9 protein-coding genes and 3 pseudogenes are annotated in these 13,366 nt (G+C 60.9%); 10 read left to right on the forward strand and 2 right to left on the reverse strand.

Features of this window, described 5'->3' with window-relative positions; translation table 11 throughout:
• Window positions 1-138: 138 nt before the first annotated feature.
• Window positions 139-1,223 (reverse strand): annotated as a pseudogene (locus tag ACCQ03_RS00100) (IS3 family transposase); the annotation flags it as partial.
• 172 nt (window positions 1,224-1,395) lie between these two features.
• Here ACCQ03_RS00100 and ACCQ03_RS00105 point away from each other — a divergent pair.
• The 8 genes and pseudogenes from ACCQ03_RS00105 to ACCQ03_RS00140 all read left to right on the forward strand — a co-directional run.
• Window positions 1,396-1,785, forward strand: a complete 390-nt coding sequence (locus ACCQ03_RS00105; RefSeq protein ID WP_057678838.1) for a hypothetical protein — start codon at window positions 1,396-1,398, stop codon at window positions 1,783-1,785.
• Window positions 1,786-1,842: 57 nt separating this feature from the next.
• A complete protein-coding gene (locus ACCQ03_RS00110) occupies window positions 1,843-3,126 on the forward strand; it encodes a TolC family protein (protein ID WP_209227967.1) in 1,284 nt (427 codons plus the stop codon).
• Window positions 3,123-4,103: an efflux RND transporter periplasmic adaptor subunit gene (locus tag ACCQ03_RS00115; RefSeq protein ID WP_057678840.1), complete on the forward strand. Its 981-nt coding sequence runs from the start codon at window positions 3,123-3,125 to the stop codon at window positions 4,101-4,103. The genes ACCQ03_RS00110 and ACCQ03_RS00115 overlap by 4 nt, the downstream gene beginning before the upstream one ends.
• Before the next feature lie 10 nt (window positions 4,104-4,113).
• Entirely contained in the window at window positions 4,114-7,275 is a 3,162-nt protein-coding gene (locus tag ACCQ03_RS00120; protein WP_057678841.1) for an efflux RND transporter permease subunit, read from the forward strand.
• Between the two features lie 91 nt (window positions 7,276-7,366).
• The gene (locus tag ACCQ03_RS00125) at window positions 7,367-8,275 is read left to right on the forward strand and encodes a cation diffusion facilitator family transporter (protein WP_057678844.1); all 909 of its coding nucleotides are present in this window, start codon (window positions 7,367-7,369) and stop codon (window positions 8,273-8,275) included.
• Window positions 8,259-9,959 (forward strand): phosphoethanolamine transferase, encoded by a 1,701-nt coding sequence (locus ACCQ03_RS00130; protein ID WP_237377045.1) that lies wholly within the window; start codon window positions 8,259-8,261, stop codon window positions 9,957-9,959. Before ACCQ03_RS00125 ends, ACCQ03_RS00130 begins: the two co-directional genes overlap by 17 nt.
• A 149-nt stretch (window positions 9,960-10,108) precedes the next feature.
• Window positions 10,109-10,459 (forward strand): annotated as a pseudogene (locus tag ACCQ03_RS00135) (ArnT family glycosyltransferase); the annotation flags it as partial.
• Between the two features lie 33 nt (window positions 10,460-10,492).
• A pseudogene (locus ACCQ03_RS00140) lies at window positions 10,493-11,523 on the forward strand (IS3 family transposase); the annotation flags it as partial.
• A gap of 138 nt (window positions 11,524-11,661) precedes the next feature.
• Here ACCQ03_RS00140 and ACCQ03_RS00145 read toward each other — a convergent pair.
• A complete protein-coding gene (locus tag ACCQ03_RS00145; protein ID WP_057678548.1) occupies window positions 11,662-11,904 on the reverse strand; it encodes a helix-turn-helix domain-containing protein in 243 nt (80 codons plus the stop codon).
• Window positions 11,905-12,074: 170 nt separating this feature from the next.
• Here ACCQ03_RS00145 and ACCQ03_RS00150 point away from each other — a divergent pair, with 170 nt between their 5' ends.
• On the forward strand, window positions 12,075-12,833 hold the full coding sequence (locus ACCQ03_RS00150) for a hypothetical protein (RefSeq protein WP_209227952.1): 759 nt from the start codon (window positions 12,075-12,077) through the stop codon (window positions 12,831-12,833).
• An 87-nt stretch (window positions 12,834-12,920) separates the two neighbouring features.
• Window positions 12,921-13,190 (forward strand): BPSL0761 family protein, encoded by a 270-nt coding sequence (locus ACCQ03_RS00155; protein WP_283161634.1) that lies wholly within the window; start codon window positions 12,921-12,923, stop codon window positions 13,188-13,190.
• Window positions 13,191-13,366: the final 176 nt, after the last annotated feature.

The following is a 13,366-nucleotide window of genomic DNA, read 5'->3' on the forward strand; positions in this document are numbered from 1 at the left end:
TTTGCATCGTGTGTCCTGCGTGCCTTTTGTTGCCCCTGATCGGCCAGTTCAATGCTGGTCCACGACCGACGTTTTAATCATGCAATTTTCACGCTCAAAGCCCTGATACGCCCAGGGTTCCGTAGACACTCGAGACCCTCGTTGCGCGTAGCGCCGTTCAAACTCTACAGGGGATAGGTTGCCCGTTGAACCATGGCGGCGTTTTGGGTTGTAAAACATCTCGATGTAGTCGAACGCCTCGGCGCGTGCGGCGTCCTTGGTAGGATAGATCCGCCGCCTGATCCGCTCGCGTTTGAGCAGGCCGAAGAAGCTCTCCACCGGGGCATTGTCGTGACAGTTGCCGCGCCGACTCATGCTGCACACCAAGCCATGGGATGCCAGGAAATTCTGCCAATCATCGCTGGTGTAGACCGATCCTTGGTCTGAGTGAATCAGGCAACCCGATCTGGGTTTGCGCCGCCACACCGCCAACAGCAGGGCCTGCACGACCAACTCGGTGTCGGCCCGATCACGCATCGCCCAGCCGATGACTTGTCTGGAAAACAGGTCGAGCACAACGGCCAGGTACATCCAGCCTTCATGCGTGCGGATGAACGTGAAATCGCTTGCCCACACCGTGTCCGGCGCGGTTACCTCGAACTGCCGATCAAGCAGGCTGGCCGCCGCTGTGCATTCGGCCCCGCCGTGGAAGCGGGGTTTGCGAGCATAGCCCACCTGCGCTCGCAATCCTTCCGAGCGCATCAGCCGATGCACGCGATGTCGACTGCAACGCTCGGCCAGATCCCGTAGATCCTTGGTGATCTTGCGATGCCCATGAACACTGCCACTGGCCAGCCATTGGTGCTTGATTAATCCCAGCAGGCGTTCGTCTTCCTTGGCGCGCTCACTCTTGGGCGACTTTAGCCAAACGTAGTAACCGGCCCGGTTCACCCGCAACACCCGGCACATCGCGCACAGCCTAAATTTCCCGCGATGGGTTTGCATGAAGGCGTACTTTGCCTTTACCCCTTGGCAAAGTACGCGGCGGCCTTTTTTAGAATGTCGCGCTCCTCGGTCACTCGGCGCAACTCGGCCTTCAGACGCCGAACCTCGGCGCTCTGGTCCACCTCGGCGCGCTGCACGACGCCGGGCTTGCCGAACTTGCGCAGCCAGGCATACAGGCTGTGCGTGGCGACACCCAGGCGCTCGCCGACTTCTGCCACTTTGGACCCACGATCGGTCACTTGGCGGACCGCCTCGACCTTGAACTCATCTGTATACCGCTTGTGGTGATAACGCTGGAATACTGGAAAAGCCTATTTGCAATCTCTTACATGCGAAGCTGAACGTTTCTGGAGCTAGCCAGCCTCGTCGCTAGTTTGAAATTGTCTAACGCTAGACTGGCCTTATACGCTCTTGGCCATCATGAACCGCATAGTCCGCCAACTTGGTCGCCTGCTTCGGCTCCCCGCGCTCGCGGGGTTGCTGATAGCTGTGATTGCCAATCCGGTGCTGGCTGCGGTGGGTGACGTTCACGAGGCGGCGCGCGGTACCGCAGATCATCTTCACAATGCTGACCAGCACACGCTGGCAGACGAATCTTCCCGCGACGGCAGTCCTCAGGGCGGTGATCTGCTCGATGCGCTAATGCACGCCGCGCACTGCTGCGGCCACCTGACTGCGGTTACGCCTGCGTTTGTTGGTGCTCCGAAGACGGCGGCGACTGCACTCGTACCCCAGACCGCTGCGACGCTCGCAATTGCGTATCCGGCCACGTCCGAGATCCGTCCTCCGATAGCGCTGTAACGACTTCGCCGCCAGTGCTGGCGGGTTTCGTTACACAACATCTATCGGAGAATTCCCATGTGGTTGCGATTGGTGGCATTGGCCGCCTTCGCGGTCGTGCCTGTGCTTCATGCGCAGGAACGACCGCTGTCTCAAACATTGACGTTGGACGATGCCGTCCAACGTGTTGCCCAAACACACCCCGATTTACGCCTGGTCGATGGCCAAGGCAGTGTTCTGCAGGCCAACTTGGCTGGCGCGAGCCTGCGACCGGCGATGGTGCTCGGGGCTACGATCGAGAACGTCGGGGGTACCGGCCAGTACCGCACGTTCAACCAAGCTGAAGTGACCGTCACGCTTTCGGGTGTCCTTGAGCGCGGCGGCAAGCTAGATGCGCGCCGGACATTGGCACTGGCGCGTATCGATAGCCTTGCACCTCAGCGCGAGATCGCACGTCTAGATCTGCTGGCTGAAACCGCTCGGCGTTACCTAGCCATCACGGCTGCCATCCGCCAGCGTGAGATCGCGGAACTAGATATCGAGCAGCGCAAGCGCACGGTCGATGCGGCACGCCGTCGTCTGGAGGCTGGCGCTTCGCCGGAGTCGGTGGTACTGACTGCGAAGGCGGCGCTTGCCGAAGCTGAGCTTGATCGCGACCGGGCAGCGCAGGCAGAGCGAACCGCACGGCTGAACTTGGCAGCCTTGTGGAACCAGCGCGAGGGCGTCGCTGGAACGGTCTCCGGGGATCCGATGGTCATGCCGGCCTTGAGTGCGTTTCAGCAGCTCAGCGACTACCTGGAGTCGAATCCGGAGGTCGCACAGGTAGCCAGCGAGGCCCGCATTTTGGAAGCGCAGGTACGTCTGGCGCGGACCGAGGCGACGCCAGACCTGCAATGGCAAGTTGGCGGCCGGCTGTTGCGCCAAACCAACGATGCGGGCGTGATGGGCAGCCTGAGTATTCCGCTTGGCGCACAGCGTCGTGCCGAACCCGGCATCCGCGCCGCTGAAGCCCAGCTTGCGCTCAACGGTGTCGAACGACAGGCGCTATTGGTGCGCCTACTGTCGACGCTATCGGCGGCACACGGAGACTACGCCACATCGCGCCTGGAAGTCGAACGGCTCAGCTCCGATGTCCTGCCTCGCCTCGCCGATGCAGAGCGAGCCGCCGATCGCGCATGGCGTGCCGGCGCGATCAGTTACATGCAGTGGGCAATGCTGCAGGACCAGCGCATCCAGGCGCGTAGGCGTCAGCTGCAAGCAGCCATCGCTGCCCAATCCTCCCTCATCGAAATCCAGCGCCTGACCGGCCAGCCCCTGGTGGCGGCCGCAGGTTCGACTGCCAAGGACACCTCGCAGCCATGACCACGCACCGCACCACTATCGCCACCACGCTCATAGTGTTGGCCGTCACCACACTGTTGACCGCCTGCGGTGGCAAACCGCCTGAAGTAGGCGCTGAAGGCGCGGCTGCACCACAGACCGAAGCCGCGCAGAAGGACGGCGAGGGTCACGAGGAGGTGTCGGAAGCGACCACCATCCCGCGCGACGAGGCCGACTCCAACGGTGTCAAGGTCGTCACCGTCGGCGCGGGCACCATCGCAGTCGAACTCGAAGTGCAAGGCCAGATCGCAGCGATCGATGGCAGCAACGCTCGTGTCACCGCACGCTATCCCGGCCGCATTCGGTCGCTTCGGGCCAATGTGGGTGATCGTGTCCGCGCAGATCAGGGGCTTGCCAGCATCGAAAGCAATCTGAGTCTCTCGACGTATTCGGTATCCACGCCAATCAGTGGCGTGGTGCTGTCGCGACAGGCCCAGGTTGGTGGCGGTGCGGCAGAGGGGCAGATGCTGTTCGAGGTGGTCGACCTGAGCAAGGTCTGGGTCGACCTCAGCGTGTTCGGTGCACAAATGGCCTCGGTGCAGCCGGGAGCAGAAGTGGTGGTGACGCGCTTGTATGACAGCTTCAGCGCCACGACACGCATCGACAACGTACTTCCCGGCGCCAGCGCCGCGAGCCAGAGCGCGATCGCACGCGCCACCCTGAACAACCAGGACGGCCAGTGGCGCCCTGGCGTCGCGGTGACCGCCACGGTGGCCATTAGTCGCCGCGACGTCGCGCTGGTCGTGCCGCGTTCCGCATTGCAGAGGATGGATGGCAAGGATGCGGTATTTGTGCGTAACGGTGAGACCTATACCGCGCATCCGGTCAAGCTCGGCCAGAGCGATACGCAGCGTGTCGAAATCCTTGAAGGTCTGAAACCCGGCGACGAGGTCGTCGCGGAACAGAGCTATCTGATCAAGGCGGACATCGAGAAGTCCGGCGCTGCGCACGAAGACTGAGGAGACCACCATGCTCGAGCGCATCATTCGAACCTCGATCGCCAACCGCTGGCTTGTCATGACCATGACGGTCGTGCTGATCGCCATCGGTGTCTGGAGCTTCAACCAGCTCCCGATCGACGCCACACCCGATATCACCAATGTCCAGGTACAGGTCAATACGGCCGCGCCTGGCTACTCGCCCCTGGAGGCCGAACAGCGCGTCACCTATCCCATCGAAACGGCAATGGCCGGCTTGCCGAAGATGGAGAACTTCCGCTCCATCTCGCGCTACGGCCTGTCGCAGATCACCGTGGTGTTCAAGGATGGCACTGACATCTACTTTGCCAGGCAGCAGGTCGCCGAACGCTTGCAGCAGGTGAAGTCGCAGATTCCTGCCAATATCGAACCCACGCTGGGGCCGATCGCCACCGGCATGGGGGAGATCTTCTCCTACACCATCGATGCAGACCCCAAGGCGAAGAAGACCGACGGGACGCCCTACACCGCAACTGATCTGCGAACACTGCAAGACTGGGTGATCCGTCCGCAGTTGCGCAATATTCCGGGCGTGACCGAGGTGAACACGTTGGGTGGTTACAAGCGTGAGGTGCATATCACTCCGGATCCATCGCGACTGAGGTCGTTGGGCCTGACTCTGGACGATGTGGTCAAAGCCTTGCAGCTTAATAACCAGAATGTCGGTGCCGGATACATCGAACGCAATGGACAGCAGTTCCTTGTGCGTATTCCAGGCCAGGTTGCAGACATCTCGCAGATCGAGCAGGTCGTACTCGCCAGACGCGAGGGAGCAGTCATCCGGATGCGTGACGTCGCAAAGGTCGCCGATGGTGCCGAGCTGAGAACCGGTGCAGCGACCCAGAACGGACATGAAGTCGTGCTAGGCACGGTAGTGATGCTGATCGGCTCCAATAGCCGCGACGTGTCGCAAGCCGCGGCGGCCAAGCTCAAAGATGCTGCCAAGAGCCTGCCTGCGGGCGTTACCGCCACACCTGTCTACGACCGAACCAAACTGGTCGATCGCACCATCGCCACAGTTGCAAAGAACCTGACCGAAGGTGCAGTGCTGGTCATCGTCATCCTGTTCCTGCTGCTGGGCAACTTCCGCGCAGCGCTGATCACTGCGCTGGTTATTCCGTTGGCGATGCTGTTCACGCTAACCGGCATGGCGCGCGGCGGCATCTCCGCCAATCTGATGAGTCTCGGTGCACTGGACTTCGGCCTGATCGTCGACGGCGCGGTGATCATCATCGAGAACTGCCTGAGTCGCTTCGGGCATCGCCAGCACGAATTAGGGCGCCAGATGACGCTGGCAGAGCGCTTCGAGACCACCGCCAGCGCGACAGCCGAGGTGATTCGTCCCAGCCTGTTCGGCCTGGGCATCATCACCGCAGTATATCTGCCAATCTTTGCGCTTACTGGCGTGGAAGGGAAGATGTTCCACCCCATGGCGATCACCGTGGTCCTCGCACTCACCGGTGCGATGGTGCTGGCGTTGACCTTCGTGCCTGCGGCAATCGCCCTGATGCTGGGCGGCAAGGTCGAGGAGAAAGAAAATTGGTTGATGGGCTGGCTGCGCCGTCGCTACGAGCCGCTGCTCGACATGAGCCTGCGGCGAGGCAAGTGGGTGGCGGTCGGCGCGATCCTGCTTCTAGCCTGCAGCGGCGTGCTGTTCACTCGGTTGGGCAGCGAGTTCGTGCCTAACCTGGACGAGGGCGATTTCGCGATGCAGGCGATGCGCATCCCCGGCACCAGCTTGACCCAGTCAGTGAATATGCAGCGCCTGCTGGAGCAGCGGCTGCTCAAGGTGCCGGAGATCGAGAGAGTATTCTCGAAAATCGGCACCGCCGAAGTGGCCTCCGATCCAATGCCACCGTCGATCGGCGACACCTTTGTGATGGTCAAGCCGCGTGATCAGTGGCCGGACCCTGACAAGCCCAAGGCCGAGTTGGTGGCGCAAGTCGAGCAACTCGTCGCCAGGGTGCCGGGCAACAACTACGAGTTCACCCAGCCGATCCAGATGCGCACCAATGAGCTGATTTCCGGCGTGCGTGCGGACGTTGCCATCAACGTCTACGGCGACGATCTGGCGACATTGCTCAAGATTGGGCAGCAGATCGAAGCGGTCGCCAAGAAGGTCACGGGCGCGGCTGACGTACGCGTCGAGCAGGCCAGTGGGCTTCCCCTGCTCGAGGTAGTACCGAACCGGCTGGCGCTAGCCAGTTATGGGTTGACCACCGACGACGTGCAGAGCACGGTGGCGACCGCGGTCGGCGGTGAGGTCGCCGGGAAGCTGTTCGAAGGTGACCGTCGCTTCGACGTCGTGGTGCGCCTGCCGGAGTCCTTGCGTCAGGATCCGGCGGCACTCGAGTCGCTGCCGATCCCGCTTGGCCCGGCGAGCGATCCGCAAGCTTCTGGGGTATCGGGTCCAAGAACGATCCCGCTGAGTTCGGTCGCCAAGGTGGTCGCCAGCGAAGGGGCCAACCAGATTAATCGTTACAACGGCAAGCGCCGTATTGCGGTGACGGCCAATGTGCGTGACCGCGATCTGGGTGGTTTCGTGTCTGAGCTGCAGGGCGTGATCAATGCCAATGTGCAGCCACCATCGGGCTATTGGATCGAATATGGCGGCAGCTTCGAGCAGTTGATCTCTGCGAGCAAGCGTCTGGCAATCGTTGTACCGGCCACTCTGGTGATCATCTTCGCGTTGTTGTTCTGGGCATTTCGCTCGGTCAAGGACTCGGCCATCGTCTTCAGCGGCGTCCCATTGGCACTGACGGGCGGCATTCTCGCGCTCACGGTCCGCGGAATTCCGCTGTCGATCTCGGCGGGCATCGGATTCATCGCGCTCTCCGGCGTTGCTGTGCTCAACGGCCTGGTACTGATCAGCTTCATTCGTGGACTTCGTGAGCAGGGGGAACCTCTGGAAAGCGCCGTACGTGAGGGTGCGCTCAGTCGACTACGACCGGTGTTGATGACCGCGTTCGTCGCCTCACTCGGGTTTGTCCCGATGGCGCTCAACGTTGGTGCCGGTTCGGAGGTCCAGCGACCGCTGGCCACCGTGGTCATTGGCGGAATTGTGTCATCGACGCTGCTGACCCTGGTCGTGCTGCCGGTGCTGTACCGATGGGCACACGACCGTACATCGCGGCGTAAAGCCGAAGCCGCCTAAACCTCTGGTGTATGCCACCCGTCATGAAACTCCATGACGGGTGGTCCACGCTGCGCAACGGCCGTCCAAACTGGCGGCCAGGAGACAACTCATGAGTGGTAATCACGACCACGTCGGCTCCGATGTCCGTTTCGAGCGGCCGCTGTGGTGGGCGCTAGCGCTCACCACAACCCTCCTCGTCGCGGAAGTGATAGGCGGGCTGATGACCAACAGTCTGGCTCTGCTGTCCGACGCCGCTCACATGCTGACCGATGCTATTGCGCTAGGCGTGTCATTGATAGCGGTACGCATCTCGAAGCGACCGGCCGATGCCAGGCGCAGCTACGGCTATGGGCGCATGGAATCCCTTGGCGCGCTGGTCAATGGCTCGCTGCTGTTCGTCGTCGCAGGCTACATCCTCTGGGAGGCAATAGGCCGTTTCACTCAGCCGCCAGAAGTAGCCTCGACCGGCATGCTCATCGTCGCCGTCGTGGGACTCGTGGTCAATGTGATCGCGATGCGATTGCTAAAGGCTGGCAGCGGCGATTCGCTGAACCTCAAGGGCGCGTATCTCGAAGTGTGGAGCGATATGCTCGGGTCGGTGGGCGTGATCGTTGGCGCAGTAGTGATCAAGTGGACCGGATGGACGGTGCTTGATTCGATCGTCGCAGTCCTGATCGGGCTATGGGTGCTGCCGCGCACCTGGGTGCTGCTGCGCTCGGCGCTGCACGTGCTGATGCAGGGCGTGCCACAAAATCTGGACATGGGTGTGCTGAAACGGACAATGCTTGAGCACCCGCAGGTGATGGATGTGCACGATCTGCATGCGTGGTCGTTGGCGTCGCGGCAGGCGATCGTCACGGCGCACCTTTTAGTCGCGCCGAACCCGGTGGACCTTGACCAGGTCCGGCGTGAGGTCGCCAGCGCTGTGTACGCGAAAGCAGATGTTCATGAGCTGACGCTGCAAGCGGAACGCGTCCCGTGCAGTGAGGAGGACCAAGGCCATGGCCCGGTTCATTGACTCGCTCCGAAGCGTATGGATGACAAGACATGGAACGGCTGAGGGCGGATGGCGCCCATTGATTGGCAGTGATTGGCTGGTCTGGGGCGTTGCGATCTATGTGTCGCTCGCGCTGAACCAGGCATTCTGGCGTGCGACCGCAGCAACCGGGGCGTTCGACGACGCTGGTGGCTGGCGCAGTGCCGCAAGCCTGGCCCTGCTGATGGTCGGTCTCAACGTGGTGCTGGTGCGGCTGATCTGCTGGCGCCCGATCACCAAGCCAGTGCTCAGTTCTTTCGTGCTGATCGCCGTCGCCACCTCCTACTTCTCCGATCGTTACTCGGTTTATTTCGACGTCAGCATGGCGCGGAACATCCTCAAAACCGATGCAGCCGAGTCCAGGGAGCTGCTCACCTTCGCATTGCTATGCCATGTGTTGCTCTATGGGCTGCTCCCGCTGGCATTGATCTGGACCGTACGCCTTAAACGCACGACGCGATTGCGCGCCATTTCCCTAGCGTTGGGCTCGACAGCGCTCGCAATGCTATTGGTGGTGGTTGCGGCGCTGATCAGCTTCAAGGACATCAGCGCATTGATGCGCAATAACCGCGAACTGCGCCATTTGGTGACACCGGGTAACGTGATCGTTTCCATGGGTCGCATCGCCGCAAAGGATTTTTCGCCGGGTGCGTCCGGCCCGCGAAAGGTGATTGCACCAGATGCACGTCAGACCGGGCACGAGGCCGAGTCAAAGCCACACGTCCTGGTGCTGGTGGTGGGGGAGACCGTACGCGCAGCCAACTGGGGGTTGAACGGTTATGCCCGCCAGACGACACCTGAGCTGGCTACGCTCGACGTCATGAACTATCCGGACGTGCGCGCTTGCGGTTCGAGTACCGAAGTCTCGTTGCCCTGCATGTTCTCAGCCAGAGGACGAGCAAGCTACGATGAGGATGAGATCAAACGCTCAGAGTCGCTGCTGCACGTTCTGGCGCGCGCGGGTGTCGAAGTTTTTTGGCGTGACAACCAGGGTGGATGTAAAGGCGTCTGCGAGGGGCTACCGTTCGAGAAGGTGAGCCGCAGCGATGTATCCGAAGCTTGCGCCGACGATGCCTGCGGTGATCGACTGCTTCTGGAAGGGCTGGATAAGCGCGTGCGTTCGGCGCGCGAAGACATGGTGATCGTCCTGCACCAGTTGGGCAATCACGGACCGAGCTACTACCTGCGGTACCCGGAGCGCCTTCGCCGCTTTCGCCCCGATTGCCGCAATGCCGACCTCGGCGAATGCACGCAGCAGGAAGTGGTTAACTCCTACGACAACGCCATCCTGGCGACCGATGAACTCGTCGCGCAGGCCATTAAGACATTGGCGTCCATCGATGAAGTCGACAGTGCACTCTTATACGTGTCAGATCATGGCGAATCATTAGGCGAGCGTAACCTCTATCTACATGGGTTGCCTTATGCGATTGCGCCCGACACCCAGATGAAGATCCCGATGGTGGCCTGGCTGTCCCCAGGTCTCACCAAGTGGCGTGGTTTGGAGATGCAATGCGTGAGGCAGCGAGCGCTTAAGCCGGCGACGCACGACAACTTGTTTCATTCGGTGCTCGGCGTGATGGACGTCTCGACTAACGTGTATTCCAAGGATCTGGATCTGTTCGGTGGTTGTACGGCTCCGAGGGCAGCTGGTGTTGCGCCATGACCCCCTCTTACACACAACATCCAGCCCTTCGACTCACATGGAGGTGGTGGGCCGTTGTTGCGCTGATCGCGACGACACTCGTCGCAGGCATTGGCATGCGTCGTCCGTAGCCGCCGGACGAGCCACGGTTCGTGCTTGCGGCTCGAACCATGGTGGAAAGCGGCGCATGGCTTTTGCCGATGCGAGGCAGCCAGTTGTACGCGGAGAAGCCGCCGCCGTTCATGTGGCTGCAGGCGGCCGCCTTTAAGGTAGTCGGCTCGTGGGACGTCGCATTCCTGCTGCCATCGCTGATCGCCGCGCTACTGACGCTCTGGTTCACTTACGATATCGCTAGGCGTTCGTGGGGACGCGAGGTGGCAGGCTACGCCGCGCTGGCATTGTTCGCCACGGTGCAGTTCGGGCTGATGGCCAAACGGGCCAAGATCGACATGGTACTGGTGGCAATGACTACCGGAGCACGGTGGGGACTGTTGAGCCACCTGCTGAAGGTACCGGACTGGACGGGGTGATACGCCCAGGCTTTCCTAGACATCCTGTATGCCTGGCTGCGCAAGTTCGGCAAGCCCGGCGTCGTGCAGCGCGCCGAGGTGGACCAGAGCGCCGAGGTTCGGCGTCTGAAGGCCGAGTTGCGCCGAGTGACCGAGGAGCGCGACATTCTAAAAAAGGCCGCCGCGTACTTTGCCAAGGGGTAAAGGCAAAGTACGCCTTCATGCAAACCCATCGCGGGAAATTTAGGCTGTGCGCGATGTGCCGGGTGTTGCGGGTGAACCGGGCCGGTTACTACGTTTGGCTAAAGTCGCCCAAGAGTGAGCGCGCCAAGGAAGACGAACGCCTGCTGGGATTAATCAAGCACCAATGGCTGGCCAGTGGCAGTGTTCATGGGCATCGCAAGATCACCAAGGATCTACGGGATCTGGCCGAGCGTTGCAGTCGACATCGCGTGCATCGGCTGATGCGCTCGGAAGGATTGCGAGCGCAGGTGGGCTATGCTCGCAAACCCCGCTTCCACGGCGGGGCCGAATGCACAGCGGCGGCCAGCCTGCTTGATCGGCAGTTCGAGGTAACCGCGCCGGACACGGTGTGGGCAAGCGATTTCACGTTCATCCGCACGCATGAAGGCTGGATGTACCTGGCCGTTGTGCTCGACCTGTTTTCCAGACAAGTCATCGGCTGGGCGATGCGTGATCGGGCCGACACCGAGTTGGTCGTGCAGGCCCTGCTGTTGGCGGTGTGGCGGCGCAAACCCAGATCGGGTTGCCTGATTCACTCAGACCAAGGATCGGTCTACACCAGCGATGATTGGCAGAATTTCCTGGCATCCCATGGCTTGGTGTGCAGCATGAGTCGGCGCGGCAACTGTCACGACAATGCCCCGGTGGAGAGCTTCTTCGGCCTGCTCAAACGCGAGCGGATCAGGCGGCGGATCTATCCTACCAAGGACGCCGCACGCGCCGAGGCGTTCGACTACATCGAGATGTTTTACAACCCAAAACGCCGCCATGGTTCAACGGGCAACCTATCCCCTGTAGAGTTTGAACGGCGCTACGCGCAACGAGGGTCTTGAGTGTCTACGGAACCCTGGGCGTATCAGCGGCAGTATTAATCTCGACGCAACATTTGGGTCGCGTTGTTGTTCAGGAGGTCCCTAGGTTTGGATTACCGCCCTATCCCCGATAGACGAAGGGGTCCGCCGTCAATATCCTCAGGCGGGCGGAAAGACGAGTTTGACGGCTTGCGACGCAGTCAGGCACAGGACTGAGGTCAACTGGAAGAACTCGATGACATCCAGCCGGCGAGCTCCGGCCTCAACCGCAGAGATACGCTGCTGTGGCCAGCCTAATGCGCGGGCCACCTCACTCTGCGACAGCCCCAACGTCTCGCGGCGGTCCCGTAGCCGTTCCACCAGCTTTCGATAGTCATCGCGATAAATGGTTTTGGACGCCACTGTCGTCACCGGGCTTGGACGACTGAGGAATCTATGACCCACCTACCGATTACATGAAAAACATGTAGCCAACTCAGGAGGCCACTGGTAGCATCATCGGCTTACTCGCGAGAGGTGCGATGGTATGTGCAGCCACTCAACCGACTCTGCCGCCCGCCGCCTGCGATTTGGTGCCCTATGCACAGTCGCTGGGCTTGGTACGCCTTGCCGCCTGGTATGCGCTTGAACTGTCCACCTCAACCGTGGCGCCCTTCAGCACCGGGACGGCGCTAAGCCAATCGCTGTTAGGGCGCTTAGAGGATGCAGGAGCGATACGGGTCTCCCATAGCCCAGGACCGGGCATTCGGCGCTCGCTGTACGAGCCGCTGGCCTGGTTCTACCCCACCGACTGGGGCAGCCCGCACGATCTCCAAGTCAAACTCCATTCCACTTTGATCGATCTGGCTGCACGCCCCAATGCCTTGCACGCCAAGTTGGAGCTATGGGGCGAACTTGCTCATGCCGAGATCGAAACCTACCTAACCCACTTACTACGCCGCCACACGCTAGAGCCAGCCGGTGCGCGCTTGATCATGCATGTAATGGCCGATGAGTGGGCCAATCACAGTTTGGCGCGAAAGCGCTACCTGGCCTGGTACGGAGCCCGGGGTGCGGCCGCCGCATTCTTGCGAACGGGCATGAATCAAGAAGCGGCACGTAACGCGATGATAGAGGAGATGCGCCGCCGAGCGCGTTGGCTCACTTCTCGATCGGCCAGTAACACACTGGCACGTGATGATTACTGCTTTTTACCGGATCCGAATTGGAAGCGGCCTATCCTTTTGGACGTCTTTCTGAGCATGTTGCTGCCAGAGGGGACGTCATATTGGTCCGACGTGCCACAGCACAGGCATGGGCCTACGTCCACCGCAGACCAGACACTGCTCTGATCGAGGTTCGGATGTGGGACGAGAAATCCAACGCAGGTCCGCATATCCGTAAGGGGCAGCAGCGTACCTTAGAGAGAAAAAATGACGATGCCAATTGAACGCACGCGCAACCTTATCCAGGCTGGGGCGTTTCTTAAAGAACTTTCGGCTAACGCCACCGTACCTAGAGCGATCCGAACTGAGGCCTATAGACTACTGCGTCACTTCCCTTCAGTGTCGGACGTTGAAGCGATTGCGGCCAATGAAGCGCATCTGCTACAACTCTCAGGGTCAAGGCTGATAAGGAACTATCTAGTTACCGCGTTCGATCCTGACTGGATTCGCGGGTATAAACATGGTCCACACATAGGAGGCTAGAGATGATCTGATCAATGGGGTCGGAGGATGAGACAAGCCATATCGGCTCCGCTGGCGGTATTCAAAAATACGTCGTGGTTTGCCATTTTTGAAGTATTGCCCGAGTTACGACGCCCCCTCTCTCTATCCGTCTGACGCAGGGCCGGGTTTTTTTACTTCCCCCAATGTACTCGCGC

The sequence above is a fragment of the Xanthomonas sp. NCPPB 3569 genome (assembly GCF_041475645.2).
Taxonomy (GTDB): domain Bacteria; phylum Pseudomonadota; class Gammaproteobacteria; order Xanthomonadales; family Xanthomonadaceae; genus Xanthomonas; species Xanthomonas phaseoli.

Excerpts from the sequence above, each read along its gene's own strand:
- ACCQ03_RS00110 (WP_209227967.1), top strand. The coding sequence starts at position 1,843 with ATGTGGTTGCGATTGGTGGCATTGGCCGCCTTCGCGGTCGTGCCTGTG.
- ACCQ03_RS00115 (WP_057678840.1), top strand. The coding sequence starts at position 3,123 with ATGACCACGCACCGCACCACTATCGCCACCACGCTCATAGTGTTGGCC.
- ACCQ03_RS00120 (WP_057678841.1), top strand. The coding sequence starts at position 4,114 with ATGCTCGAGCGCATCATTCGAACCTCGATCGCCAACCGCTGGCTTGTC.
- ACCQ03_RS00125 (WP_057678844.1), top strand. The coding sequence starts at position 7,367 with ATGAGTGGTAATCACGACCACGTCGGCTCCGATGTCCGTTTCGAGCGG.
- ACCQ03_RS00130 (WP_237377045.1), top strand. The coding sequence starts at position 8,259 with ATGGCCCGGTTCATTGACTCGCTCCGAAGCGTATGGATGACAAGACAT.
- ACCQ03_RS00155 (WP_283161634.1), top strand. The coding sequence starts at position 12,921 with ATGCCAATTGAACGCACGCGCAACCTTATCCAGGCTGGGGCGTTTCTT.